The following is a 23,756-nucleotide window of genomic DNA, read 5'->3' on the forward strand; positions in this document are numbered from 1 at the left end:
GAATCCTTCTTGTATTCATGTAAATTACTAATTATTAGATATGTATATGAAATATGCTTTTGTGTGTTTAATTATTGTAGAGCCATTTTGATGATATTTTCTACATATTTGAACGATCTATAAACATCTTTTCGGACAAGTTTCTTCAATTTTGCTAAACTTAAATACCGGAAAAACAAATAAAATACGCATGAAAAATTTAAAAATCCTAAAAACCATGAAAAATATCAATTTCCTTTTGTCACTTATTAATTACCATTTTTACATTTTTAAACAATCAATAATCTAATTTCTTATGAAAGAATTCTATGAAACATTAAGATTAAATGATAAAAACAGGGGTTTATCATGCACTGTTTTATTATTTATAATTATGCTTATTCTGCCGGTTTCCTTGATGGCTCAAGAGAAAAGTATATCAGGGAGGGTAATAGATGCTGAAACAAACGAAACTCTCGTTGGAGTTAGTGTTGTTATAAAAGGAACAACTACCGGAACAACTACCGATATTGACGGTAAATTTACGTTGCAGGCTGCACCCAATTCTATATTGGTTATATCCTATGTGGGATATGTAAAACAAGAAATCAGCGTTGGTGATCAATCTGATATTATGGTACAATTGGCAGAAAATGCCAAACTATTGGACGAAGTAGTTGTTGTCGGTTTCGGTACACAAAAGAAAGTGAACCTTACGGGAGCTGTTGGAATAGCTACGGCGAAAGATTTCCAGGATCGTCCCGTGATGCTGGCTGCTCAGGCGTTGCAAGGGCTTGTGCCGGGATTGAATATCTCGCAATCCAATGGTAGCCTTGAGACACGTTCGTCGATGTCTATCAGAGGAAAAGGCTCTATTGATAGTGGCACGAATACATCACCGCTTGTATTGATTGATGGTATAGAAGGCGATATTAATACCCTCAATCCCAATGATATTGAGAATATATCGGTATTGAAAGATGCTGCTGCTTCTGCTATCTATGGAGCTAAAGCTCCTTACGGGGTTATCCTTATTACCACCAAGAAAGGTGTTGCGGGAAAGACTAAAGTGTCTTACAGCAATAATTTCCGTTGGAGTAAACCTATTCTGATGCCGCAACAGATGGATTCTTATACATTTGCCCTCTATTTCAACGACGCATGTAAAGATACTCCCGGTTGGAGCCCTAATTTCAATGACGCGTGGCTGAAAGCCATCAAAGATTATCAGACAGGTGCAAGTAGACAATCGACCGTTCAGTCCGGTAATACCTGGGCGGAAGGTTTCGACCCTATCAGCTCTGCGGGAGGTGTAGGAGGTAGCGCCAATGAAGATAATTACAAAAATTTCTTCCGTTCAACAGGGTTTTCTCAGGAACATAACCTGAGCCTGAGCGGAGGTAGTGATAAAGTAACCTATTATGTATCGGGAAACTTCCTGGATCAAAAAGGCTTGATGCAGTTTAATCAGGATGGTTATCAACGGTTTTCTGTAAATGCAAAGATTAACTTCAAGGTAAATAAATGGGTGGATTTTAACTACGGAAACCGTTTTCAACGAGATACTTACCACCGTCCGTCCGCCATGTCGACAAGTTTATTCACCGACATAGGAAGACAGTGTTGGCCTATCATCCCGTTGTATGATCCTAACGGAAACTTACTTTCCCGCTGGGGACTTGCTTTGCGTGACGGTGGTACCGACAAATCGGAAACAGACAACTCATATCAACAGGCACAATTAGTAATAGAACCCATTAAAAATTGGAAAACCTACGCCGAAGTAAATTATTCCATTTATAATATTGACCGGCATTGGGATCAGCAGACTACTTACCGCTACGATGTGGATGGAAATCCGTATGCTATTGGCGAGCCGAGAGGCAGAGATAGTAGTGTACATGAAGAAAGCGCAAAAGAAAACTTATTTGGTCTCAACTTATATTCCGAATATTCATTCAGCTTGGATAATAGAAACAATTTCAAGGTGATGGTTGGATTTCAGGAACAGTCGATGGCTCAGAACAAAAACGGATTAACCCAATATGGTATTATTTTCCCTTCTTTGCCGGAAATAGATCTGACAAACGGGCTTGGCTATGATGGAACCGCCGTAGCGCCTACTCTCAATGGCGAACGCAATGCCTGGGCTACTCAAGGTGTTTTCGGGCGTCTCAACTATGATTTCGAAGGAAAATATCTGTTTGAAGCTAACTTACGTTACGATGTTTCATCCAGGTACAGAACAGGTCACAGAGGCGTTGTATCTCCCGCCTTTTCGGCAGGATGGAATATTGCACAGGAAGACTTCTTCCAGCCGCTTAAAAGTGTTGTGGATGTGTTGAAACTGCGTGTATCGTATGGCCAACTTGCCAATCAAAATACAACAGGATGGTATCCTACCTATCAGAATCTTGGGATATATTCCAGCTACGGTTCATGGCTACAGGGTGGAGTAAGACCTAATATTGTTACCTCTCCCGGCACATTGGAGAACCCGTTTATGACATGGGAAAAGGTTATTACCACTAATGGCGGTCTTGATTTTAGCTTATTGAGCAATCGCTTGACCGGTTCGTTTGACTATTATGTTCGCAAAACAACCGATATGATGGGACCTTCGCAAGCCAGACCTGCGGTTTTGGGTGTAGATCCACCTAAGATGAATGATACTGAATTAAAAGATTATGGTTATGAACTGTCTATCTCGTGGAGGGATGTACTTAACAACGGATTGGGATATGGCATCAGATTATTACTATCTGACTACCAAACAAAAGTTACCAAATATCCGAGCAACTCTACAGGAGATCTTAATACCTATTATAATGGAAAGAAAGTAGGCGAAATATGGGGATACGAAACCATTGGAGTAGCTAAAACCCAGCAAGAAATGGATGCCCATCTGGCTTCGCTTCCGAATGGAGGACAAACGTATATCAGCGGTTCTACATGGCGCGCGGGCGACATCATGTATGCCGATTCGAATAACGATGGCAAAGTAGATAAGGGACTCAATACTCTCGATGACCACGGCGATCTTAGAGTGATAGGTAATACGACTCCACGCTATCAGTTTGGTATTGACCTTACAGCCGACTGGAAAGGGTTCGATGTTCGCGCATTCTTTCAAGGGGTGATGAAACGCGATTTCTGGCAAGGTAGTTATTTCTTTTGGGGAGCGCGTGCCGGCGGTAACGATGGCTCCAATAATTCGGGTACAAACGGATCAAGCTGGCAGGATGGCGGCATGTGGTGGTCTACAGCCTTTGTCGATCACGAAGATTATTTCAGAGATGCTTCCTCGTATTCAGTATCAACAGGAGCTCTCGGCGAAAATGCGAACGCTTATTATCCGAGGCCTAATTTCGAGAACGACCGGAATCTGAAAGTACAGAGCCGTTATTTGCAAGATGCTTCTTATATCCGCTTGAAGAATTTGCAGGTAGGCTATACTTTGCCGGCTTCGACAACCCGCAAATTCCATATTGATAAGTTAAGGGTGTTTTTCTCAGGAGAAAATCTATGGACAGGAAGCAAAATGAATAAAATGTTTGACCCTGAAACTATTGGAAATGAAAGTTACGGTAGCGCTTATCCGCTCTCGGCAGTCTATTCATTCGGTATAAATCTAAACTTTTAAAAAAATCTAAAAAATGATACATAAAAATAGCTTCATAAAATTGTTTGCAATAGCATCGCTAAGCATGTTTTCAGTAGCTTGTGTGGATGTAGATTTGCAACCGAAAACCAGCATACCGGCAGATGTATATTTTGACGATGATGCTCAGGTAAAAACCTATGTAGATAATCTCTATGCTCCTCGTACCGGTAGTAATTCTTTCGATCAGGAATTTTCCATTCATACAACATACAGCTACGGTACTTTTGCGTTGGATAATAATTCGGATAATCAAACCAACAAATACTATGACAAGTCTTTCTCTCCCTCCGAATATCAGGTTGGCGCATCCGGTGGCGATTGGTCTTTCGGCTACATCTATAAATGCAATTATTTCTTCCAGTTCGCGCTTCCAAAATACGAAGCAGGTCAGATTGGCGGTAATGCGAACAATGTAAAACATTATATCGGCGAAGTATATTTCCTTCGTGCATACGAATACTTCAAAAAATTGCAAAATATTGGCGATTTTCCTATAATTACGGATATTTTGCCAAACGATAAAGCTGTTCTGATCGAACAAAGTAAAAGAAGGCCTAGAACGGAAGTGGCTCATTTCATTCTGGAAGATTTGGACAAAGCGATCGAACTGATGTCAGGTGATGGCGGTACAGCAAAAACAAGGATTACTCAGAATGCGGCATTACTTTTCAAATCGCGTGTGGCTCTTTACGAAGGTACTTGGCTGAAGTATTTTAAAGGTACAGCATTTGTTCCCAACGGAACGGGATGGCCGGGAGCTACAAAGGATTACAACTCGGGCTATACGTTCCCTAAAGGAAGTATCGATAACGAGATTACTTTCTTCCTTGACGAAGCGGCTAATGCAGCGAAGTTGGTAGCGGATGCGATAAACCTTACACCTAACAGCGGTGTGTTGCCTCAATCGAATGCCGATGGAGATAACCAATACATTAAAATGTTTGGCGATGTAAACCTGAATGGATACCCGGAAGTCCTTTTTTGGAAACAGTATGTAAGAGGGCTTACCACTCATAACGTGGTGATGGCTACCAACAAAGGCTGTTACAATACCGGCCTTACACGCGGATATGTAGATAATTTTTTGATGGAAGACGGAACACCTGTATATGCGGCCGGAGCTGCTTATAAAGGAGATGACGATTTAAGTGATGTTGTGGAAAACAGGGACGGACGCTTGCGCTTATTCCTCAAACTTCCGGGACAACTCAATTACTGGAAAGGCGGTGCGATCGACGCTCCGCATACACAACCGTTAGAGCCTTATCCAGCTGTTTATGATGGTGGTGAAGAAACAGGCTATTCAACAGGTTATACAATACGTAAAGGTATCAGCTTTGAAACCGATCAATTAACAGAACATAATGGAAGTACTACAGGTTGTATTATTTTCAGAGCGGCGGAAGCCTATCTGAACTATATCGAAGCCTCTTATGAAAAAAACGGAACCTTAGATGCTACAGCTAAAGACTATTGGGCTAAAATACGCAGCCGTGCAGAAGGTCAGACTGTTACTTGGAGCGAAATACAGACGAACACAATCAATAAGACTGACATTACAAAAGAAGCTCCTAATGACTGGGCTGCCTATTCTGCCGGTGCGCTATTAACAGACCCTACTTTGTATAGTATTCGCCGTGAACGCCGTATGGAATTCTTAGCCGAAGGATTAAGAAAAGCGGATCTGAAACGTTGGAGAGCATTAGACCAGTTGATTACCACTCCTTACCATATTGAAGGATTCAAATTGTGGGGAGGTATGCAAAATGAATATGCAGCCGGTTTGTTGAAACCGGGCGTTAATGTATCATCTCCATCACAGAGTTTGTATATACGTCCGCTTGAAGTGGATGCAACCTCAAAGATTGCAATTAATGGCGGATTCACATGGCGAAAAGCTCATTATCTGAGTCCGATTGCGGTGGAACATTTTTTGCTCTCATCAAGCGATGGTTCAACTATCGAATCTTCGCCAATCTATCAGAATCCTTATTGGCCTACAAGGCCTGAGCCTGCAACGGAATAAGTTTGGTTATCTGTTTATTAATGGGTAATTACTGTTTAAGAAACGGCAATTACCCATAAAATTAAAAAAAATGGAACGTATATTACTTTTATTTATAACAATCCTGTTATCCGGTTCTGTCTGTTCTGCAGGTAAGAATCAAAGAAAAAATGCTATTTATCCCGGTGCTGTCCTGCCCGATAATAATGGTGTGCATGTTAATGCCCATGGTGGCGGCATCTTGTATCACAATGATAAATATTATTGGTTTGGAGAACATAAAGGAGAACACTCCAGTTCTGCATTTGTTGGCGTGACTTGTTATTCTTCCGGAGACTTATACAATTGGAAGGATGAGGGCGTGGCACTTTCAGTTAGCAATGATCCTAACAGTGACATTGTTTCCGGTTGCGTATTGGAACGTCCCAAAGTGATATACAATGAAAAAACGAAGAAGTTTGTAATGTATTTTCATTTGGAACTGAAAGGCAAAGGTTATGAAGCCGCAAGAGTGGCTATCGCTACCAGCGATAAGATAACCGGCCCTTATACTTATCTTAAATCTTACCGGCCTAATGCAGGCCATTGGCCTATCAACCTGACCGAAGCACAACGTGCGGATACAACTACACTCATCAATTTCGCTGAATGGTGGACTCCCGAATGGCGAAAAGCGACTATCGACGGCATGTTTGTCCGCCGTGATTATGAAGGCGGGCAAATGTCTCGCGACATGACCCTCTACGTGGACGATGATGGTAAAGCGTACCATATTTATTCCTCCGAAGAAAATTTAACGATACAATTGGCTGAATTAACGGATGACTACCTCGGCCATACCGGCAAATATATACGGATTGCACCTGCCGGACATAACGAAGCGCCGAGTCTCTTCAAAAAAGATGGCAAGTACTTCATGATAACTTCCGGTTGTACAGGCTGGGACCCTAATGCCGCTCGCCTCTTTACTGCCGACAATATCTGGGGGCCTTGGACAGAACACCCCAATCCTTGCGTCGGTGCAGGAGCAGATCTTACTTTTGAATCTCAAAGCACCTATATACAACCCGTCATCGGGAAAAAAGACGCCTTCATCTTTATGGCAGACCGTTGGACCCCCAAACACCCTATTGACGCCCGTTATATCTGGTTGCCTATCTTATTTGAAAACGGATTGCCTGTCCTGAAATGGTTCGATAAATGGGACTTATCTATATTCGATACGAAAGAGGTGGTATCGGGTGCAACTGCAAATAATGATTATAAATTGGCGTGGGCAGAGGAATTTGATTACGAAGGCAAACCCAATCCCGATTTCTGGTCATACGAACAAGGCTTTGTGCGCAACGAAGAATTTCAATGGTATCAATCCGATAATGCGAATGTTCATAATGGCATCCTTACTATCGAAGGCCGGAAAGAACAAAAACCGAATCCTGATTACAAAGCCGGCAGCCCTCGCTGGTCACAAAACAGGCAATATGCCGAATACACCGCCGCAAGTATCAAGACCAACGGGAAGAAGGAATTTCTGTATGGCCGGTTTGAGGTTAGGGCAAAAATACCTGTGGCAAGTGGCGCTTGGCCTGCTATCTGGACATTGGGCAATACTATGTCTTGGCCTTCAAACGGCGAAATAGATATTATGGAATATTATCCGATAAATGGTATTCCTCATATCTTGGCTAATGTGGCTTGGGGAACAGAGCAACCCGGAAATGCTAAATGGGATTCGCAAACAGTACCTTTTTCAAAGTTTACGGATAAAGACCCTGACTGGACGGATAAGTTTCACATTTGGCGGATGGATTGGGATGAGGAAGCTATCCGTTTGTATTTGGACAATGAGTTGCTGAATGAAACATTATTGTCAGAAACCATCAACGGATCACTCGGAGCCTTTAAGAATCCATTTAAGCAGCCTCATTACTTGTTACTGAATTTAGCCATTGGCGGACAAAATGGAGGAATACCCGACGATACCGCTTTTCCGATTGAGTATCAGATCGATTATGTAAGAGTTTATCAAAAATAAGAAAAGCATTAAGGTTTGATTCCTTCAAATTTAAGAATTATGGAAATTACATTAATTCAAGAAAAATTCCGGTCGCTTTATGGTGACGGAGGATTGGTTTATACTTCGCCCGGACGTATCAACCTTATTGGCGAGCATACCGACTACAATGGGGGATTTGTGCTTCCCGGAGCTATTGACAAAGTGATGTATTGCATCATAAAACCCAATGGCACATCCGATACTATACGAGCTTATGCCTATGACCTGTCGGAATCGGACGAGTTTCAACTGGACGATATTCCGATCAAAGGCTGGGGAAAATATATTTTCGGGGTTTGTCACGAAATGATTAAGCGTGGAGCTGAAATACAAGGTTTTGATACAGTGTTTTCCGGCGATGTTCCGCTTGGGGCTGGTATGTCCTCGTCAGCAGCGTTGGAAAGCTGTTTTGGCTTTGCCCTCAACGATATATATAATTTAGGTTTCGACCGTTTCGCTCTTGCCAAAATTGGCCAGGCGACAGAACATAACTATGTAGGTGTCAAATGCGGGATCATGGATCAGTTTGCCTCCTGCTTTGGTAAAGCGGGCTCGTTGATTCGTCTCGATTGCCGTTCGCTGGAATATGAATATATCCCCTTCAATCCCGAAAGTTACCGCTTGGTATTACTGAACACCTGTGTAGCTCATGAGTTGGCTTCATCGGCATACAACAAACGGCGTGAGTCGTGCGAGAATGCGGCGTCTTACATCCGCAAATATCATCCTGAAGTGGAATTGCTGCGTGACGCAACCATAGATATGCTCAAGGAAGTGGCGAATGAAGTAAGTGCGGAAGATTATATACGGGCTGAATTTGTCATCGAAGAAATAGAACGTATGGGAGAGGCTTGCGATGCTTTGAAGCGCGGCGATTACGAAACTGTAGGAAAAAAAATGTATGAGACGCATATCGGTCTGAGCCGTAAATATGAAGTAAGTTGCGAAGAGCTTGATTTCCTGAATAACATTGCCCGAGAATGTGGAGTAACTGGTTCGCGTGTTATGGGTGGCGGTTTTGGCGGATGTACCATCAATCTTGTTAAGGATGAATTGCACGATGCGTTTGTCAAGCGTGCGACTGATGCTTACGAACAAAAATTCCGCATCAAACCGAAAGTCTATGAAGTTGTCATCAGCGATGGCGCGAGAAAACTATAAGTATCCAATAATAAAGAAAGTTCCATGAAAAAATGTTTTTTACTGCAGATTTGCTGGATTATTGTTGGTATTACATGCGGGCAAACCCCCAAGGTAAGCATTACATTGCATCCCGGGCAAGCTCAAACTACTATCAGCAAGCACATCTACGGGCAGTTTGCCGAACATCTGGGCAGTTGCATTTATGGTGGATTGTGGGTAGGAGAAAACTCGCCCATTCCCAATACGCACGGTTATCGCAACGATGTAGTCGCTGCCCTGAAAGAGTTGCAAATCCCAAACTTGCGTTGGCCCGGCGGCTGTTTTGCCGATGAATATCATTGGATGGACGGTATAGGTAGCCCTGAAAAACGTCCGAAGATGGTAAATAATAATTGGGGCGGAACGGTGGAAGACAATAGTTTCGGTACGCACGAGTTTCTAAATCTCTGCGAACTACTGGGCTGCGAACCTTATCTGAGCGGAAATGTAGGCAGTGGAACGGTGGAAGAAATGTCGAAGTGGGTGGAATACATTACTTCTGAAGGCGATAGCCCAATGGCGAATTTGCGCCGCCGGAACGGTCGCCAGAATGCATGGAAAGTGAAATATTTCGGTGTGGGCAATGAAAGTTGGGGCTGTGGCGGAAACATGACCCCCGAATTCTATGCAGATCAATATCGCCGCTATTCAACCTATTGCCGCGATTATAATGGGACTCGTTTGTTTAAAATAGCCAGCGGAGCCAGCGACTACGATTACAATTGGACGGAAGTCCTGATGAAAAATGTAGGGCATAAAATGCAAGGTTTATCTCTTCACTATTATACGGTAAAAGGTTGGGAAGGCAGCAAAGGCTCGGCAACCCAATTTTCGCCCGAAGAGTATTATTGGACGCTGGGGAAATCCCTCGAAATAGAAGAAGTGATTCAAAAGCACATTGCCATTATGGATAAATACGATAAAGACAAACGTATTGGCTTAATGGTGGATGAATGGGGCACTTGGTGGGATGTAGAACCCGGTACGAATCCCGGATTTCTCTACCAACAAAACACACTTCGCGATGCGATGGTGGCGGCTTTGTCACTCAATATTTTCCATAAATATGCCGACCGCATCCAAATGACGAATATCGCACAAATAGTTAATGTGTTACAATCCATGATATTAACCGGTAACGATAAAATGGTGCTGACACCTACTTACTTTGTATTCAAAATGTATAAGGTACATCAGGATGCACTTCTTATACCATTGGAAATAACGAGTGAAACCAAGAAGATACGCGAGCGTGAAATTCCTGTTGTATCGGCTTCGGCTTCCCGAAAAGACGGGAAAATACATATATCGCTCGTAAATATGGATTTGGAATCGGAACAAGACGTAATGATTAAACTTTCCGGTGCGAAAACCGGCAATGTGACGGGTCAGATTTTGACAGCAAAAACCGTCAACGACCATAATACTTTTGAAAATCAGGGAGTAATCAAAGTTGCTGATTTTAAATACGTAAAGCTAAATAAAGGAGAATTGAGCGTGAAATTACCGGCTAAGTCAATCGTTGTTTTAGAAGTTTTATAAAGAATTGGTTAAATAAACATATTATGAAGAAAATCCTTTTCATCCTGTGCCTCGCCTTCGTTTGTTTACTATCGTGTACAAAGAAAGAAACCTTTGAAGTAGGCAAGCAAGCCTTCGTGTTGAATGGCGAGCCATTTGTCATTAAAGCGGCGGAAATTCATTACCCACGTATTCCGAGGGAATATTGGGAACACCGTATTCAAATGTGTAAAGCCTTAGGGATGAATACAATTTGTTTGTATGTCTTTTGGAATATACACGAACCGGAAAAGGATCAATTTGATTTTACGGGCAACAATGACGTAGCTGAGTTTTGCCGTTTGGCACAAAAGAACGGAATGTATGTGATCGTGCGCCCCGGTCCTTATGTGTGCGCTGAGTGGGAAATGGGTGGACTGCCATGGTGGTTACTCAGGAAAGACGGCATCGCTTTACGTACGTTAGACCCTTATTTTATGGAACGGGTAAGAATCTTTATGGGTGAAGTAGGCAAGCAGTTAAGCGATTATCAACTGGCTAAAGGGGGCAATATCCTCATGGTGCAAGTCGAAAATGAATATGGCGCTTACGGTATCGACAAGCCTTATGTCGGGGCTGTCCGTGATATAGTGAAAGCTTCAGGCTTTAATCAAGTTCCTTTGTTCCAATGTGATTGGAATTCCAATTTTGAGAACAATGCCCTGGAGGATCTGCTTTGGACGCTCAACTTCGGCACGGGTGCTAACATAGATGAACAGTTCAGACGCTTGAAAGAGCTTCGTCCGGAAACACCGCTGATGTGCAGCGAGTTTTGGTCCGGCTGGTTCGACCATTGGGGTGCTCAACATGAGACGCGCAGTTCGGCGGAGTTAGTCGCAGGCTTGAAAGAAATGCTTGATAAGAATATCTCTTTTAGTTTGTATATGACCCACGGAGGTACGAGTTTTGGGCATTGGGCAGGTTCTAATTTCCCGGGCTATGTACCCGATTGTACATCTTATGATTATGATGCTCCTATCAATGAGCAGGGTAACGTAACGCCTAAGTTTTTCGAAGTGCGGAACTTATTGGCAAACTATCTGCCCGAAGGCGCTACATTGTCTGCTATCCCTGATTCTATTCCAACTATCGCTATCCCAAGCATTGCTTTTGAAGAAGCGGCTTCTATCTTTGATAACCTGCCTACGCCTCAAGTAAGTGAGGATATTCACTCAATGGAGTACTTTAATCAAGGCTGGGGAAGCATCTTGTACCGTACAACTTTACAACAATCGGATATATCTCAATATATTAAGGTGACGGAAGCACACGATTGGGCGCAAGTCTATATAGACGGAGTTCGCATTGGCGTATTGAACCGATTGAAAGGAGAAACTTCGTTATCTATTCCTGCTGTGCGCGAAGGAGCGGTACTCGACATTTTAGTGGAAGCGATGGGCAGGCGCAATTTTGGAGCCGGCGTATTAGACTATAAAGGCATTACTGAGAAAGTAGAACTCCTTAATGAACGAGGAACTACCGAACTGAAAGGCTGGCAAGTATATTCCATTCCGGTGGATTACATTTTTGCGAAAAATAAAAAATACAGTAAAAAAACAATTGGAGAAAACCAAGCTGCTTATTACCGTGCTACTTTTAGTTTGGAGAAAACAGGGGATACTTTCTTAGATATGACGAATTGGAAGAAAGGTATGGTTTACGTGAATGGTCATAATCTCGGTCGTTTTTGGGAGATAGGTCCGCAACAAACGCTTTATCTTCCAGGTGTGTGGCTGCGGAAAGGAATCAATGAAATCATTGTATTAGACTTGGTTGGAACAACAACATCCACTGTCGAAGGTTTGCGTAAGCCTATATTGGATGTATTGAGAGGGAATGGTGCTTATAAGTTCCGCAAGCAAAATGAAACCTTAGACTTAACAGCTGAAAAACCTGTTGCGAGTGGTAGCTTTAAGCCTGGCAATGGTTGGCAGAAAATACCTTTCAATAAAGCGCTTCCTGCTCGCTATTTTGCTTTGGAAGCCTTGAATTCACAGGGAAATGATGACTTTGCCTCTATTGCTGAACTTGAAATACTTGGCGAAGATGGTAAACCCTTGTCCCGCCAGCATTGGAAAGTAGTGTATGCCGATAGTGAAGAAGCAGATGAGGCAAATAACATTGCCAGTAATATCTTCGACTTGCAAGAATCAACGATATGGCATACGAGTTATTCAAAGGCTAAAGACAAGTTTCCGCATCAAATAGTAATAGATTTAGGCGAAGACAAAGTAGTTACGGGCTTTGAATATCTCCCGAGAATGGAAGCCAACAAGCCGGGTGTGATCAAAGACTATAAAGTGTACGTCAAAACAAGTCCTTTTAAATTATGAAAAAGATAACGACTACGGATTGAAGATTTATAGGTTAGATTACGAATAAAATTCGGGGACTGTCCCTAACTTTGTGTAAATGTCGACTATAAGTCGAGTTCTTTTAAACATTCATTCAGGTATAAAATCCTCATCCCGACTGGATTGATACTCATGGTGATTTAGATAGTCTCCAACATATCTTCTGTGATATGAACCTGTATACCAACAGTTATAGCCGATACCCCAAAAGTGATCCCTCCAGTAACGACCTTAACTTGCGATAAAATTATGAGAACAGGACTGGAAAAAGATTCTGATGGCTTATGGAGGAAATGAATCCTGATAAAAAGGACAAAGATCTGAATCTGAAGCCCTATCCTTTTCCCAGGGCAGAATGGGACGGACTAAGGACTTTGGTAAAGATAGAATCGGAACGTTATATCAAATCCAGTGGTAAGACAGAGAAGGAAACCCGGCTTTATATCAGTAGTCTTGTGGCTGATGCTAAACTCATAAACCAGTCCATACGCGCTCACTGGAGTGTTGAAAACTCGTTGCATTGGGTACTTGATGTTGGTTTCAATGAAGATAGAAGTCGCAAAAGAAACGGATTTGCTGCTCAAAACTACTCTTTATTAAACCGGATAGCTTTAAACCTGTTGAAAAACGACAAAATAACAAAAGTTGGTGTCAGAGGGAAAAGGCTCAAAGCAGGGTGGGACAACAACTATCTAATCAATCTGATTAAAAATTAGATGCGTTTGACCTGAACTTAATTTCAATAATAAAATACTCTATATGCCGAGTTTCCTATGGAAGAGACGTAATATGTTTGCAGTTTTTCGGAAGAAACGCCTTCCATAACCTGCCCTGTTCCAAATATTATATCGTAAACAGATCCACATTTAGAACATTTGGCTGTACCGTCATTTGTAGGCACTACTCTGATACTTTCCAATCTTTCGTGAGGACAACATAGGTCAAAAGCCGCAAAGGGTGTTGGATTCAGGGTAGACCCCGTGTTAATGATAAGTAATCCGGAATAACCAATATATTCGTTGCTTAAACGAGGTGCAATAAACGTTTGTACCCCCTTCACCCCTGCCAATTGCTTATCGTATGCATTCTTATCGGCAGCTTTTATATAGACACTCATACTGCCAATATTTGCCAAATTATGATCTACGAAACCTATATTAAACTTAAAATCTACAGGTTTTGCAGGAATTGTATACTTAGGTTCTTCTTTACCGCATGCCGAAAGAAGAACGATTAACCCTGCTGCAAATATATATTTTATTGTTTTCATCTTATTATTTAAAACGCCAATACCAGGCGAATTATTATACTCTGTTTAATTTCAGAGCCTCCAGATTCCTCTTCAGTCCGGTATATTTAGCCCGTTTAACGGCCGAACCTTTAAATATCCGTTGATACTCTTCAACAGATAAATTATCGAGCTTATCGAAGGACAGATCCAGAAAGGCCTGCGAAGGGTTGAACTCTTCAGTCCTATGCGGCCGGGCATATTTATTCCACGGGCACACTTGCTGGCAAATATCGCATCCATAAAATCTATTGCTAAGATTCGGCAGTACAGACTTATCTATATCACCCTTATTCTCTATCGTTTGATACGAAATACACTTGCTGGCATTGACCACTTTAGGACTTACGATGGCCTTAGTAGGGCATGCGTCGAGGCAGCGGGTACAGTTTCCACACAACAAATTCAGAGGTGTATCATATTCTAATGTCAAATCGATTATCAATTCGCCCAAGAAAAAATAAGAACCCATCTTGGGTACAATCAATAATGAATTTTTCCCAATAAAGCCTAATCCCGCTTTCGCTGCCCAATAACGTTCCGGTACAGGGGCTGTGTCTACGAAACAACGTCCGTTTACAGTCGATTCAAAAGAACATATATAATCATATAATTTATTAAGCTTTTCTTTTACAACGTCGTGATAATCTTTTCCGTAAGCATAATATGCAAATTGCGGATGTTCCGCGGGCTGTTTTGTTTCGGGATAATAATTCAGCGCGACACAAACAACAGATCGGGCATTCTCTACCAGCAATGCCGGATCAAGCCGTTTATCCTTGTTCCCCGCCATATAGTCCATATCGGCATGATACCCCGAAGCAATCCACTCGTTAAAGTGCTGCTGTTCCTCAACACTAACAGGTTCAGCCTTACAAATACCGCAAGCGTCAAAGCCAAGGCTGTATGCATATTCTTTTATTTGCCGTGATGTCACTTCTGATATTTATCAACTCTTTTTACACCATACGAATCGAAAGCTACAGGATCTATGTATATTTCTTCCTTCGTATTCTTGTTACGGAAAATAACAAAATCGTGATCTTTAAACCAGCCGTCTTTCGCTTCTTTTGTCTTATTGCTTCCAAACAGGTATAGCTTTCCCTTCTTCGGCTTAGCCTCCCATTCGCTATTCAGGTACATCCGTGTCAGGTAATTGCCTATTGCCGCCGAAAAAGCCGCATAACCTTCATAATTGGCCAATCCTGCGACAAATGTCTTTTGAGGATCACTGTCAATTACTCTCCCCGAAAAATCGAGAGCTTTAGCCGTCATCTCCTGAGAAAAATCAACGATCATATCTATATCGATCTTTTTGTCCAACTCTTCATCGTTAGGCAAATTCTCATCGATATATTTTGCAAAAGCTTCATCCTTCACTTCATATGTTTTCCGTCCCCCGCCATCTTCATATTTGACGGCCATACGATATATATTTCCCTTCATTAAAAAAAGGAATCCCAGTACTATAAGAAGACTGGCTGCTATCCGTATAAACGTCGCTTTACTATTTTTCTTCATTAGAGTTTATATTTAATAAAAGATTATTCTATTTATTTACAGGTGTTTATACATAGTTGATTTTTTAAACACAGAGTCGCACCGAGTTAAATATCACGGAGTTACACCGTGAACCATAACTCCGCGCGACTCTGTGGTTAATTTATTGTTTATGAAATCCATAAATCTTTATTCTATATAATATCTAGTCAACAGTTATCAGCCAACAGTCAACAACTTGTACCTCGTATCTCGTCTACTCATAACTTTTTAACTAAAAAGTAACAAACTTCTACAGTGAACAGTAGTTAGTAGTTAGTAGTTAGTAGTCAGTAGTCAGCGCTCAGAACTTAAAACTTAAAACTTAAAACTCATAACTTTTTAACTCCTGCTTTTCGTTTTAACTAAAATGTAACAAACCTCTACAGTCAACAGTTATCAGTCAACAACTCGTACCTCGTATCTCGTCTACTCGTAACTTTTTAACTAAAAAGTAACAAACTTCTACAGTGAACAGTAGTTAGTAGTTAGTAGTTAGTAGTCAGTAGTCAGCGCTCAGAACTTAAAACTTAAAACTTAAAACTTAAAACTCATAACTTTTTAACTCCTGCTTTTCGTTTTAACTAAAAAGTAACAAACCTCTACAGTTATCAGTCAACAACTTGTACCTTGTACCTCGTATCTTGTCTACTCGTAATTTTTTAACTAAAATGTAACAAACTCCCATAGTACATGACAAAAAATATTGCAAAATCTTATATTGCCCTTACAGGGCGCGGTTTCAGGGGATTTCATTTTCCCACCCAAGGCGTTGCCATTGGGCTATATTATGTAGCCCCTTCAGGGCATCAAGGAAAGAAACAGGCTGAAAGCCTGATATATTCCAGCCCGGGGTAACACCCCGGGGAGATGACAACCGAAGGAACTGCGCCCTGTAAGGGCAACATAATAAGCCTTTTAAATATATATAAAATATTTTTTGTCATGTACTATGCAAACTCTACACTCATTTTCAAATTTTCAAATTCGCTAATTATCAAATTTTCAAATTATCACTATATCTATAGATAAAACGAACGCCGGACAATGTTTCACTCTTCGTTCTTCACTTTTCATCGCTTCGCGCCATTCTTCATTTTCACTTTTTTTTGGTTGCCTTGATTTTCTTTAAGTATTCTGCCAAATATACAACAATGTTTTTGAACTTTAATAAAAAATAGAAGCAGGTAAATATCTACCTGCTTCTCGCTAATTGGTCATCATTGTTTATTCAAATACATCACAACTCCTCGAATCTTGCCTGGAAGAAACGAAGATATTTAGGTTCATAGATCATTTTCAATCCTCTGGCATTATGCCTGTTCTTATACATCTCTATTATACTATATGCAGCCACGTCAAAATGTGCCTGAGTATATACGCGGCGAGGGATAGTAAGGCGTACCAGTTCCAGTTCCGGGTAATAGTGGTCGCCGGTGTCCTTATTTCGTCCCGCCGAAACAATACCCCGTTCCATACCCCTGACTCCACATTCTACGTAAATATCAGCAGCCAGCTTTTGCGCAGGGAACTGATCCTGAGGAATATGCGAGTAGAATTTTTTAGCATCGATAAACACTCCATGCCCACCTATCGGCAATACAATAGGTATTCCGGCTTCTTGTAATAATTTGCCAAAATACTCCACTTGTTTAATGCGCGAGGCAATTGTCTCATCCTGTACAGCCTCTATCAATCCTTGCGCCATTGCTTCCATATCACGGCCTGCCAGTCCTCCGTATGTCGGCATCCCTTCGTATACTACAACAAGGCTGCGTAATTCATCGTACAAATCAGGATCGTTACACATCACCAATCCGCCAATATTCACATAAAGATCTTTTTTGGCGCTAACCGTGGCAGCATCGCTATATGAACAAAATTCGCGGTTGATATCTTCCACGCTTCTCTTGTTATAGCCCGGTTCGCGTTGCTGTATGAAGTAAGCGTTTTCTATATTGCGGGTAGCATCCAGCACCACTTTTATTCCATACTTGTGAGCCATAGCAGACAAAGCTTTCATATTTTCCATACTTACCGGTTGCCCTCCGGCCATATTTACCGGTGCACCGACAGTAATATAAGCTACATTCTCTGCTCCTTTTTCTTTTATTAGTTTTTCAAATTTATTCAGATCTATATTTCCTTTAAAGGGATGATCCGATACGCTTTTGTATGCTTCATCAATAATCACATCTACGAATGTTCCTCCGGCTATTTCCTGATGCTGGCGTGTAGTTGTGAAATACATATTGCCGGCAACATACTGTCCGGGGATAATTGTACATTTACTCAACAGATTTTCGGCGCCACGTCCCTGATGGGTAGGAACGATATACTTATATCCATAGTATTTGCGGCATGTTTCTTCCAATGTATAAAAACTACGGCTACCGGCATATGCCTCGTCACCGATCATCATCTTCGACCATTGCATGTCGCTCATCGCGTTTGTCCCGCTATCAGTCAGCAGGTCGATATAAACATCATCGGCATGAAGCAAAAAGGTATTCCACCCTGCTTCTTTCACACATTGAAGGCGATGTTCGGGCGTTGTCGTCTTCAGCTGTTCTACAACTTTAATCCGGTAGGGTTCGGCCCATGGTTTCTTGGTAAATGCCATACTATAGATTTTCAGGTTAAATTTTATATAAATGAGTATACTCACAGAGCAGGCTAATTATCCATTTGATAAGATATCGCATCGCTCTTTACAAATATAGTAATTTTTATCGAAAAACAAATATTAAAAAACAATATTTCACTTACGTTTTATCATTTTCTTAAGACATAGCTGTAGACTTTAACTTAGCGGGAGACATATAGTTAAAAGCATCCTTTAGGCTCAAGTTTATCGGATCCGGAATATTGTTTCCTACTCTTTTTTTATATATTTGCAAGTAATTCTTTACGAACAACTAACATCTGTCAGACATATGAAACTATTTTTCTATACAACTTTACTGCTTGCTATTTCCCTTTTTACTTTTTCATGTAAAGCAAAACAAGACCAAGCGATGAAAGAGCATTATAGTACCGTAAATAAGTACTCTGCTTTAGAATATCAATTATTGAGAGACAATAATTCTCTCTTACTAAGTAACTCTACCTCTAAAAACAATAATCAAGGCTATAATAATTCCGTTAGTCTACAGCCACATCAAGATCAGGTAAATTCCAGCGAGTTTAAAGTTTTATATGATGATTCGGAAATTGTAAATGGAGACGTTTACCGGGAGGCAGCAGCTCACAGGCAGCAGCTAACAAACGACTGCAACTGTGGTGAGATGAAGACTAGTGTAGCTACTACTGCTACCATCCCTTCGGCGCCCGCAATTGCTGCAACAACCAATACTACGGCATCCGGCAATGTTGCGCCGGCAACCTTGCCTTCTGCACCGCAAGCGCCGGCAGTAGAAGTAAACCAGACTCCGGCTATCTTTGCTCATTTGCTTGATGCAGAAAAAAAACCGATACGCCGCGTAAAAGTGAGATTTATAAATGAGGATGATCGAGACCGGCTAAAACATTACAGCGTAATTATTGCAGCCCTGTCTAAACCGGCAGGTGTCGAGCGCCTGAAAAAAGCCTTTGCGACATCCAGTGACCAGATTTTCTTTGTACAGAATGAATTAGGTATACACTATGCTATTATAGGCAGCTATGATACAGAACATGAAGCCAGTGATAAAATAAGAAGAGTATATATGGAGTATACCAATCCTTATACGACAGAACAGCTATTTAATAAATATGGTATTAAATTTACCGATTTGTGGATTCTGAAAAAATAAGTGAGAATGAAAATTAAATTCTTGGGCACTGGAACATCTACAGGAGTCCCGGAAATAGGTTGTAAATGTGAGGTATGTATCTCAGACAACATAAAAGACAGGCGCTTGAGGGCGTCTGTTTTGATACATATTGAAAAAAAGAAAATATTGATCGATTGCGGTCCCGACTTCAGGCAGCAAATGATAAACGAAGAGTTTACCCCGATAGACGGAGTTTTGTTAACCCATGAACATTATGACCATGTAGGAGGATTAGACGATTTACGGCCATTCTGTAAATTCGACGATGTAGACATCTATTCGGAAAGCACCACTCTGAATGCTTTAAAGCTTATGATACCCTATTCTTTTGGTGAACGCAAATATCCCGGAGTACCGGTTTTCCGTTTGCATGAAGTAAACCCTGATGAGATTTTTTCTATTCATGGAGTAGATATACAACCAATAAAAATATTGCATTACAAATTACCTATATTAGGTTATCGCATTGGCAATTTTGCCTATCTTACCGATGTAAAATCTATTCCCGAAGAAGAATATTCCAAACTTAACGGGCTGGATGTTCTTGTCATAAACGCCCTGCGAATAGAAGAACATATGTCACATCTAAATTTGAGACAAGCTTTGGCCGAAGTGGAAAAAATCAGGCCCGGAAAAGCTTATTTCATTCATATGTCGCATCATATAGGGTTACACGAAAAAGTGCAAAGACTATTGCCCGAAAATATCTATCTGTCGTATGACGGGTTGGAAATAGAGATATAAAAGTAGTTATGTATTATAACTTCATCGAGGCAAATTATTGTAAATTTATTTCTTCTTAGACTTCTTCGGAGGAGCTTTCTTTTCAGTTTTTTCTTTGTCAAAATCCACCGGGTTGACCTTATTCATCAGATCGAGAATCTTTTTTTGCCGCATTTGAATATAACGCGATGGTTTCGCCGAATTAAACCGGATAGGATTCGGTAATGTTGCTGCAATCAAAGCAGATTCTCCGGCAGTAAGCCTTTTTGCCGGTTTATTGAAATGAGCCTGTGCCACAGCCTCAGCACCATAAATATTTTGTCCCATTTCGATGGAGTTGAGGTAGACTTCCATTATCCTTTCTTTACCCCATATCAACTCTATCAGGAATGTGTAATAAACTTCCAGCCCTTTGCGGATGTAGGAACGCCCCGACCACAAGAAGACATTTTTGGCTGTCTGTTGGCTTATGGTACTCGCGCCACGCTGGCGTTTACCCTTTTCGGCTTCATTCATCGCTTTTTCTATCTGGTCGAAATCGAAGCCCGAATGATCGAGAAATAAATTGTCCTCAGAAGCAACTACGGCCAAGGGTAACGATTTGGAGATTTCGCCAAGGGGAACCCATTGATGTTTACAGACAACCTTTTCGCCGGAGAAAAGCTGTGAGGCATTGTTCCATACCATCAATGGGGTATAATAAACAGGGACGAATTTGAGTAAAACGACTTGAAAAATGCTGAATAAGAACAGCGAAACAACGATACGTACAGTCCATCTGAATATTTTCTTTCTCATCCTTTTTTGTTCTCTTTAAAGTACGAAGTTAATAACAATTAAGAGAATTTAATGTTAGCCGGATGAAAAAATATGACGACAAAAAAGCCTTCCGGATTTTGTTTGTCCGAAAGGCTATCTATCAGTGAACAGTGAAGAATTAGCTAATTAGCAGATTAGCAAATATGCCAATGACGCGAAGCGACAAAAACATCTCCGAATCTCCGAATTTTCAAATTGGCTAATTTACTATACAACTCCTTGTGCGATCATTGCACGTGCTACTTTCATAAAGCCGGCAACATTTGCACCTTTTACATAGTTGATATATCCGCTGGCCTCTTTACCATATTTCAGGCTTTGACCATGTATATTTTTCATTATTTGGTGAAGTTTCTGATCTACTTCTTCTTCTGTCCACTGTATGTGCATCGCATTTTGGCTCATTTCCAAACCTGATGTGGCTACACCTCCCGCATTGACAGCCTTGCCCGGAGCAAACAATGTTTTCTTTTCGATGAACAGATCCACAGCCTCGGCAGTACAACCCATATTCGAAACTTCAGCTACACAAGTTACACCACTAGCAATAAGAGCAGCTGCATCTTTGTCGTTCAATTCGTTTTGTATAGCGCATGGCAAAGCAATATCCACTTTTTGTTCCCAAGGTTTTCTGCCCGGATAGAATGTAGAGTTAGGGTATTTTTCCGCATATGGAGCTACAACATCGTTGCCCGAATCACGAAGTTCGAGCATATATTCGATTTTCTCTCCGCTAACGCCATCCGGATCGTATATATATCCGTCAGGACCTGATATGGTAACTACTTTTGCTCCTAGTTCGGTCGCTTTCAGGGCTGCACCCCAAGCTACGTTGCCGAAGCCTGAAATAGAGACCGTTTTACCTTTAATGTCTATATTTTTAGCTTTCAACATCTCGTTTACGAAATACAAAGCTCCAAACCCTGTCGCTTCGGGACGAATAAGCGAGCCGCCGTAATCGAGCCCTTTTCCCGTAAATGTACCCGTATTTTCCCTTGCCAGTTTTTTATACATGCCATACAAGTAGCCGATTTCGCGAGTACCTACGCCTATGTCGCCGGCAGGAACGTCTGTGTCGGGGCCGATATTGCGCCATAGTTCAAGTATGAATGCCTGACAAAAACGCATGATTTCGGCATTCGATTTGCCTTTCGGACTAAAATCGGAACCACCTTTACCACCTCCCATCGGAAGTGTAGTCAGCGCATTTTTGAAAGTCTGTTCAAATCCTAAAAACTTAAGAGTTGAAAGGTTTACAGATGCATGGAATCTTAGGCCTCCTTTGTACGGGCCGATGGCGTTGTTGAACTGCACGCGATAACCAATATTTACCTGGATATCGCCTTTGTCGTCTACCCACGCAACGCGGAATGTAAATATCCTGTCGGGTTCAACGAGACGTTCTATGATACGGTTTTTTTCAAATTCGGGGTGCTGATTGTATACATCTTCAATGGATACAAGTACCTCTTTAACAGCTTGTAAAAATTCAGGCTCACCTGGGTGTTTTGCCTCTAGTGTTGATAAAATGCTATCTATTCTCATGATTTAAAAGGTTGAGTCAGTTAAATAACTATACAAATGTATAAATAAAGAAGCATTTAAAATCATTTTATTATTGTTTTTTTTATGATTTAAAACATAGAATAGCCTGATCATAACGTAATGGATCTGAATGAAATGACAGATTTTTTTTTATTTTTGATTAAAATGACAAGGTGTAACAAAGCATGAAATTAAAATGTTATAATTTCCAAAGAAAGGTGTTATATTTGTCTCTCTGAAAAAAAGAAGAGGTTATGATAAATATTTATAAAATAGCCAGCAAATTGAGAGCCGAATCAAAACATTTGCCTATAAACAGGATAGAGCTTGAAGATGCCCTGAATACACTTATCCACAGGGTGCTTTTTCCTATATGTGACCAGGAAAAATCGCGGGAAAAAAAACTTTATTATTTTTATTCGGTTCTTGTCGAGAATATTACTGCTTTGCTGGATCGTAAACAAGCTGAGGAAATTGTTGACAAGTTTATCGCAAAATTGCCTGAATTGCAGGATCAATTATATGAAGAAGCTGAGGAGTACTCACTGAATGACCCTGCTGCCAAATCGGTAGAAGAGGTGATATTGACGTATCCGGGTTTCTTTGCCCAAGTGGTTTACCGGATATCCCATGAGTTTTATAAAATGAATACTCCAATCATTCCACGCTTGTTTTCGGAATACGCCCACTCTAAGGTTGGTATAGATATAAATCCGGGTGCAGAGGTCGGCAGGGCGTTTTATATCGATCATGGTACAGGTATTGTAATTGGCGAGACGACTATAATAGGTGACAATGTGAAGATATATCAGGGTGTGACTTTAGGCGCTTTATTTGTAACCAAGGGCCAAAGCAATAGAAAGAGGCATCCGACCATTGAAGATAATGTGGTGATTTATGCCGGAGCCACGATTCTTGGGGGAACGACCGTCGTGGGGCACGATTCGGTGATAGGAGGAAACGCCTGGCTGACAAAAAGCGTAGTCCCTTACTCTCTGGTACAGCAAAATGCAGAAATCAGAATACATAATACTCTTAGCCCAAAAGGTGATATTCTCGATTTTAATATATAATGTCAATCAGTAGTTAGTAGTAAGTAGTTAGTAGTTAGTAGTAAGTAATAAGTAGTAAGTTACGAGTTTTTGTCGCTTTGCGCCGTTGTTTACGGCTCACTGTTTACTGTTTATTAAATAATTCTTTGTACTTTCGTAGCAACTAATCAATAGA

General features: G+C 41.1%; 17 protein-coding genes. 11 read left to right on the forward strand and 6 right to left on the reverse strand.

Going from position 1 to position 23,756, the window contains the following annotated elements; translation table 11 throughout:
- The first annotated feature begins 295 nt into the window (after positions 1 to 295).
- The 7 genes from ACYPZI_RS00170 to ACYPZI_RS00200 all read left to right on the forward strand — a co-directional run bounded on the left by ACYPZI_RS00170 (position 296) and on the right by ACYPZI_RS00200 (position 13,516).
- On the forward strand, positions 296 to 3,622 hold the full coding sequence (locus ACYPZI_RS00170) for a SusC/RagA family TonB-linked outer membrane protein (protein WP_459597411.1): 3,327 nt from the start codon (positions 296 to 298) through the stop codon (positions 3,620 to 3,622).
- Between the two features lie 13 nt (positions 3,623 to 3,635).
- Positions 3,636 to 5,669 carry a RagB/SusD family nutrient uptake outer membrane protein gene (locus ACYPZI_RS00175; RefSeq protein ID WP_459597413.1) on the forward strand — a complete coding sequence of 678 codons (2,034 nt, stop codon included), beginning with the start codon at positions 3,636 to 3,638 and terminating at the stop codon, positions 5,667 to 5,669.
- A gap of 70 nt (positions 5,670 to 5,739) precedes the next feature.
- Positions 5,740 to 7,683, forward strand: a complete 1,944-nt coding sequence (locus ACYPZI_RS00180) for a family 43 glycosylhydrolase (RefSeq protein ID WP_459597415.1) — start codon at positions 5,740 to 5,742, stop codon at positions 7,681 to 7,683.
- Between the two features lie 39 nt (positions 7,684 to 7,722).
- Positions 7,723 to 8,865: a galactokinase gene (gene galK, locus ACYPZI_RS00185; RefSeq protein ID WP_459597417.1), complete on the forward strand. Its 1,143-nt coding sequence runs from the start codon at positions 7,723 to 7,725 to the stop codon at positions 8,863 to 8,865.
- A 24-nt stretch (positions 8,866 to 8,889) separates the two neighbouring features.
- The gene (locus tag ACYPZI_RS00190; protein ID WP_459597419.1) at positions 8,890 to 10,428 is read left to right on the forward strand and encodes an alpha-N-arabinofuranosidase; all 1,539 of its coding nucleotides are present in this window, start codon (positions 8,890 to 8,892) and stop codon (positions 10,426 to 10,428) included.
- Positions 10,429 to 10,451: 23 nt separating this feature from the next.
- A complete protein-coding gene (locus ACYPZI_RS00195) occupies positions 10,452 to 12,779 on the forward strand; it encodes a beta-galactosidase (RefSeq protein WP_459597421.1) in 2,328 nt (775 codons plus the stop codon).
- 305 nt (positions 12,780 to 13,084) lie between these two features.
- A complete protein-coding gene (locus ACYPZI_RS00200; protein WP_459597423.1) occupies positions 13,085 to 13,516 on the forward strand; it encodes an ISAs1 family transposase in 432 nt (143 codons plus the stop codon).
- 23 nt (positions 13,517 to 13,539) lie between these two features.
- On the opposite strand, the gene ACYPZI_RS00205 is transcribed toward ACYPZI_RS00200, so the two are convergent.
- The 3 genes from ACYPZI_RS00205 to ACYPZI_RS00215 are packed head-to-tail and all read right to left on the reverse strand — an operon-like array spanning position 13,540 to position 15,609.
- Positions 13,540 to 14,070 (reverse strand): hypothetical protein, encoded by a 531-nt coding sequence (locus ACYPZI_RS00205; protein WP_459597425.1) that lies wholly within the window; start codon positions 14,068 to 14,070, stop codon positions 13,540 to 13,542.
- A 34-nt stretch (positions 14,071 to 14,104) separates the two neighbouring features.
- Positions 14,105 to 15,034, reverse strand: a complete 930-nt coding sequence (gene queG / locus ACYPZI_RS00210) for a tRNA epoxyqueuosine(34) reductase QueG (RefSeq protein ID WP_459597783.1) — start codon at positions 15,032 to 15,034, stop codon at positions 14,105 to 14,107.
- Positions 15,022 to 15,609 carry a hypothetical protein gene (locus tag ACYPZI_RS00215; RefSeq protein ID WP_459597427.1) on the reverse strand — a complete coding sequence of 196 codons (588 nt, stop codon included), beginning with the start codon at positions 15,607 to 15,609 and terminating at the stop codon, positions 15,022 to 15,024. Before ACYPZI_RS00215 ends, queG begins: the two co-directional genes overlap by 13 nt.
- 711 nt (positions 15,610 to 16,320) lie before the next feature.
- Between ACYPZI_RS00215 and ACYPZI_RS00220 the strand changes: the two genes are divergently transcribed.
- Positions 16,321 to 16,485 carry a hypothetical protein gene (locus ACYPZI_RS00220; RefSeq protein WP_459597429.1) on the forward strand — a complete coding sequence of 55 codons (165 nt, stop codon included), beginning with the start codon at positions 16,321 to 16,323 and terminating at the stop codon, positions 16,483 to 16,485.
- Between the two features lie 382 nt (positions 16,486 to 16,867).
- Here ACYPZI_RS00220 and ACYPZI_RS00225 read toward each other — a convergent pair whose 3' ends face one another.
- Positions 16,868 to 18,250: a tyrosine phenol-lyase gene (locus ACYPZI_RS00225; protein ID WP_459597431.1), complete on the reverse strand. Its 1,383-nt coding sequence runs from the start codon at positions 18,248 to 18,250 to the stop codon at positions 16,868 to 16,870.
- 313 nt (positions 18,251 to 18,563) lie between these two features.
- Here ACYPZI_RS00225 and ACYPZI_RS00230 point away from each other — a divergent pair, with 313 nt between their 5' ends.
- On the forward strand, positions 18,564 to 19,421 hold the full coding sequence (locus ACYPZI_RS00230) for a hypothetical protein (protein ID WP_459597433.1): 858 nt from the start codon (positions 18,564 to 18,566) through the stop codon (positions 19,419 to 19,421).
- A 6-nt stretch (positions 19,422 to 19,427) separates the two neighbouring features.
- Complete coding sequence (locus ACYPZI_RS00235; protein WP_459597435.1) at positions 19,428 to 20,186, forward strand: MBL fold metallo-hydrolase; 759 nt, start codon at positions 19,428 to 19,430, stop codon at positions 20,184 to 20,186.
- Between the two features lie 45 nt (positions 20,187 to 20,231).
- Here the strand turns inward: ACYPZI_RS00235 and mtgA are convergent, their stop codons facing one another.
- The gene (gene mtgA / locus ACYPZI_RS00240; RefSeq protein ID WP_459597437.1) at positions 20,232 to 20,963 is read right to left on the reverse strand and encodes a monofunctional biosynthetic peptidoglycan transglycosylase; all 732 of its coding nucleotides are present in this window, start codon (positions 20,961 to 20,963) and stop codon (positions 20,232 to 20,234) included.
- A gap of 228 nt (positions 20,964 to 21,191) precedes the next feature.
- Entirely contained in the window at positions 21,192 to 22,529 is a 1,338-nt protein-coding gene (gene gdhA, locus ACYPZI_RS00245) for an NADP-specific glutamate dehydrogenase (RefSeq protein WP_459597439.1), read from the reverse strand.
- Positions 22,530 to 22,783: 254 nt separating this feature from the next.
- Here gdhA and epsC point away from each other — a divergent pair, with 254 nt between their 5' ends.
- Positions 22,784 to 23,602, forward strand: a complete 819-nt coding sequence (gene epsC, locus ACYPZI_RS00250; protein WP_459597441.1) for a serine O-acetyltransferase EpsC — start codon at positions 22,784 to 22,786, stop codon at positions 23,600 to 23,602.
- Positions 23,603 to 23,756 lie beyond the last annotated feature (154 nt).

This window comes from Dysgonomonas reticulitermitis (assembly GCF_054601275.1).

Bases quoted from the DNA above. Each gene is read 5' to 3' on its own strand.
- epsC (WP_459597441.1), top strand. From the start codon at position 22,784: ATGATAAATATTTATAAAATAGCCAGCAAATTGAGAGCCGAATCAAAA.
- ACYPZI_RS00190 (WP_459597419.1), top strand. From the start codon at position 8,890: ATGAAAAAATGTTTTTTACTGCAGATTTGCTGGATTATTGTTGGTATT.
- ACYPZI_RS00175 (WP_459597413.1), top strand. From the start codon at position 3,636: ATGATACATAAAAATAGCTTCATAAAATTGTTTGCAATAGCATCGCTA.
- mtgA (WP_459597437.1), bottom strand. From the start codon at position 20,963: ATGAGAAAGAAAATATTCAGATGGACTGTACGTATCGTTGTTTCGCTG.
- ACYPZI_RS00235 (WP_459597435.1), top strand. From the start codon at position 19,428: ATGAAAATTAAATTCTTGGGCACTGGAACATCTACAGGAGTCCCGGAA.
- ACYPZI_RS00195 (WP_459597421.1), top strand. From the start codon at position 10,452: ATGAAGAAAATCCTTTTCATCCTGTGCCTCGCCTTCGTTTGTTTACTA.
- ACYPZI_RS00215 (WP_459597427.1), bottom strand. From the start codon at position 15,609: ATGAAGAAAAATAGTAAAGCGACGTTTATACGGATAGCAGCCAGTCTT.
- ACYPZI_RS00200 (WP_459597423.1), top strand. From the start codon at position 13,085: ATGGAGGAAATGAATCCTGATAAAAAGGACAAAGATCTGAATCTGAAG.
- galK (WP_459597417.1), top strand. From the start codon at position 7,723: ATGGAAATTACATTAATTCAAGAAAAATTCCGGTCGCTTTATGGTGAC.
- gdhA (WP_459597439.1), bottom strand. From the start codon at position 22,529: ATGAGAATAGATAGCATTTTATCAACACTAGAGGCAAAACACCCAGGT.
- ACYPZI_RS00180 (WP_459597415.1), top strand. From the start codon at position 5,740: ATGGAACGTATATTACTTTTATTTATAACAATCCTGTTATCCGGTTCT.
- ACYPZI_RS00230 (WP_459597433.1), top strand. From the start codon at position 18,564: ATGAAACTATTTTTCTATACAACTTTACTGCTTGCTATTTCCCTTTTT.
- ACYPZI_RS00170 (WP_459597411.1), top strand. From the start codon at position 296: ATGAAAGAATTCTATGAAACATTAAGATTAAATGATAAAAACAGGGGT.
- ACYPZI_RS00205 (WP_459597425.1), bottom strand. From the start codon at position 14,070: ATGAAAACAATAAAATATATATTTGCAGCAGGGTTAATCGTTCTTCTT.
- ACYPZI_RS00220 (WP_459597429.1), top strand. From the start codon at position 16,321: ATGACAAAAAATATTGCAAAATCTTATATTGCCCTTACAGGGCGCGGT.
- ACYPZI_RS00225 (WP_459597431.1), bottom strand. From the start codon at position 18,250: ATGGCATTTACCAAGAAACCATGGGCCGAACCCTACCGGATTAAAGTT.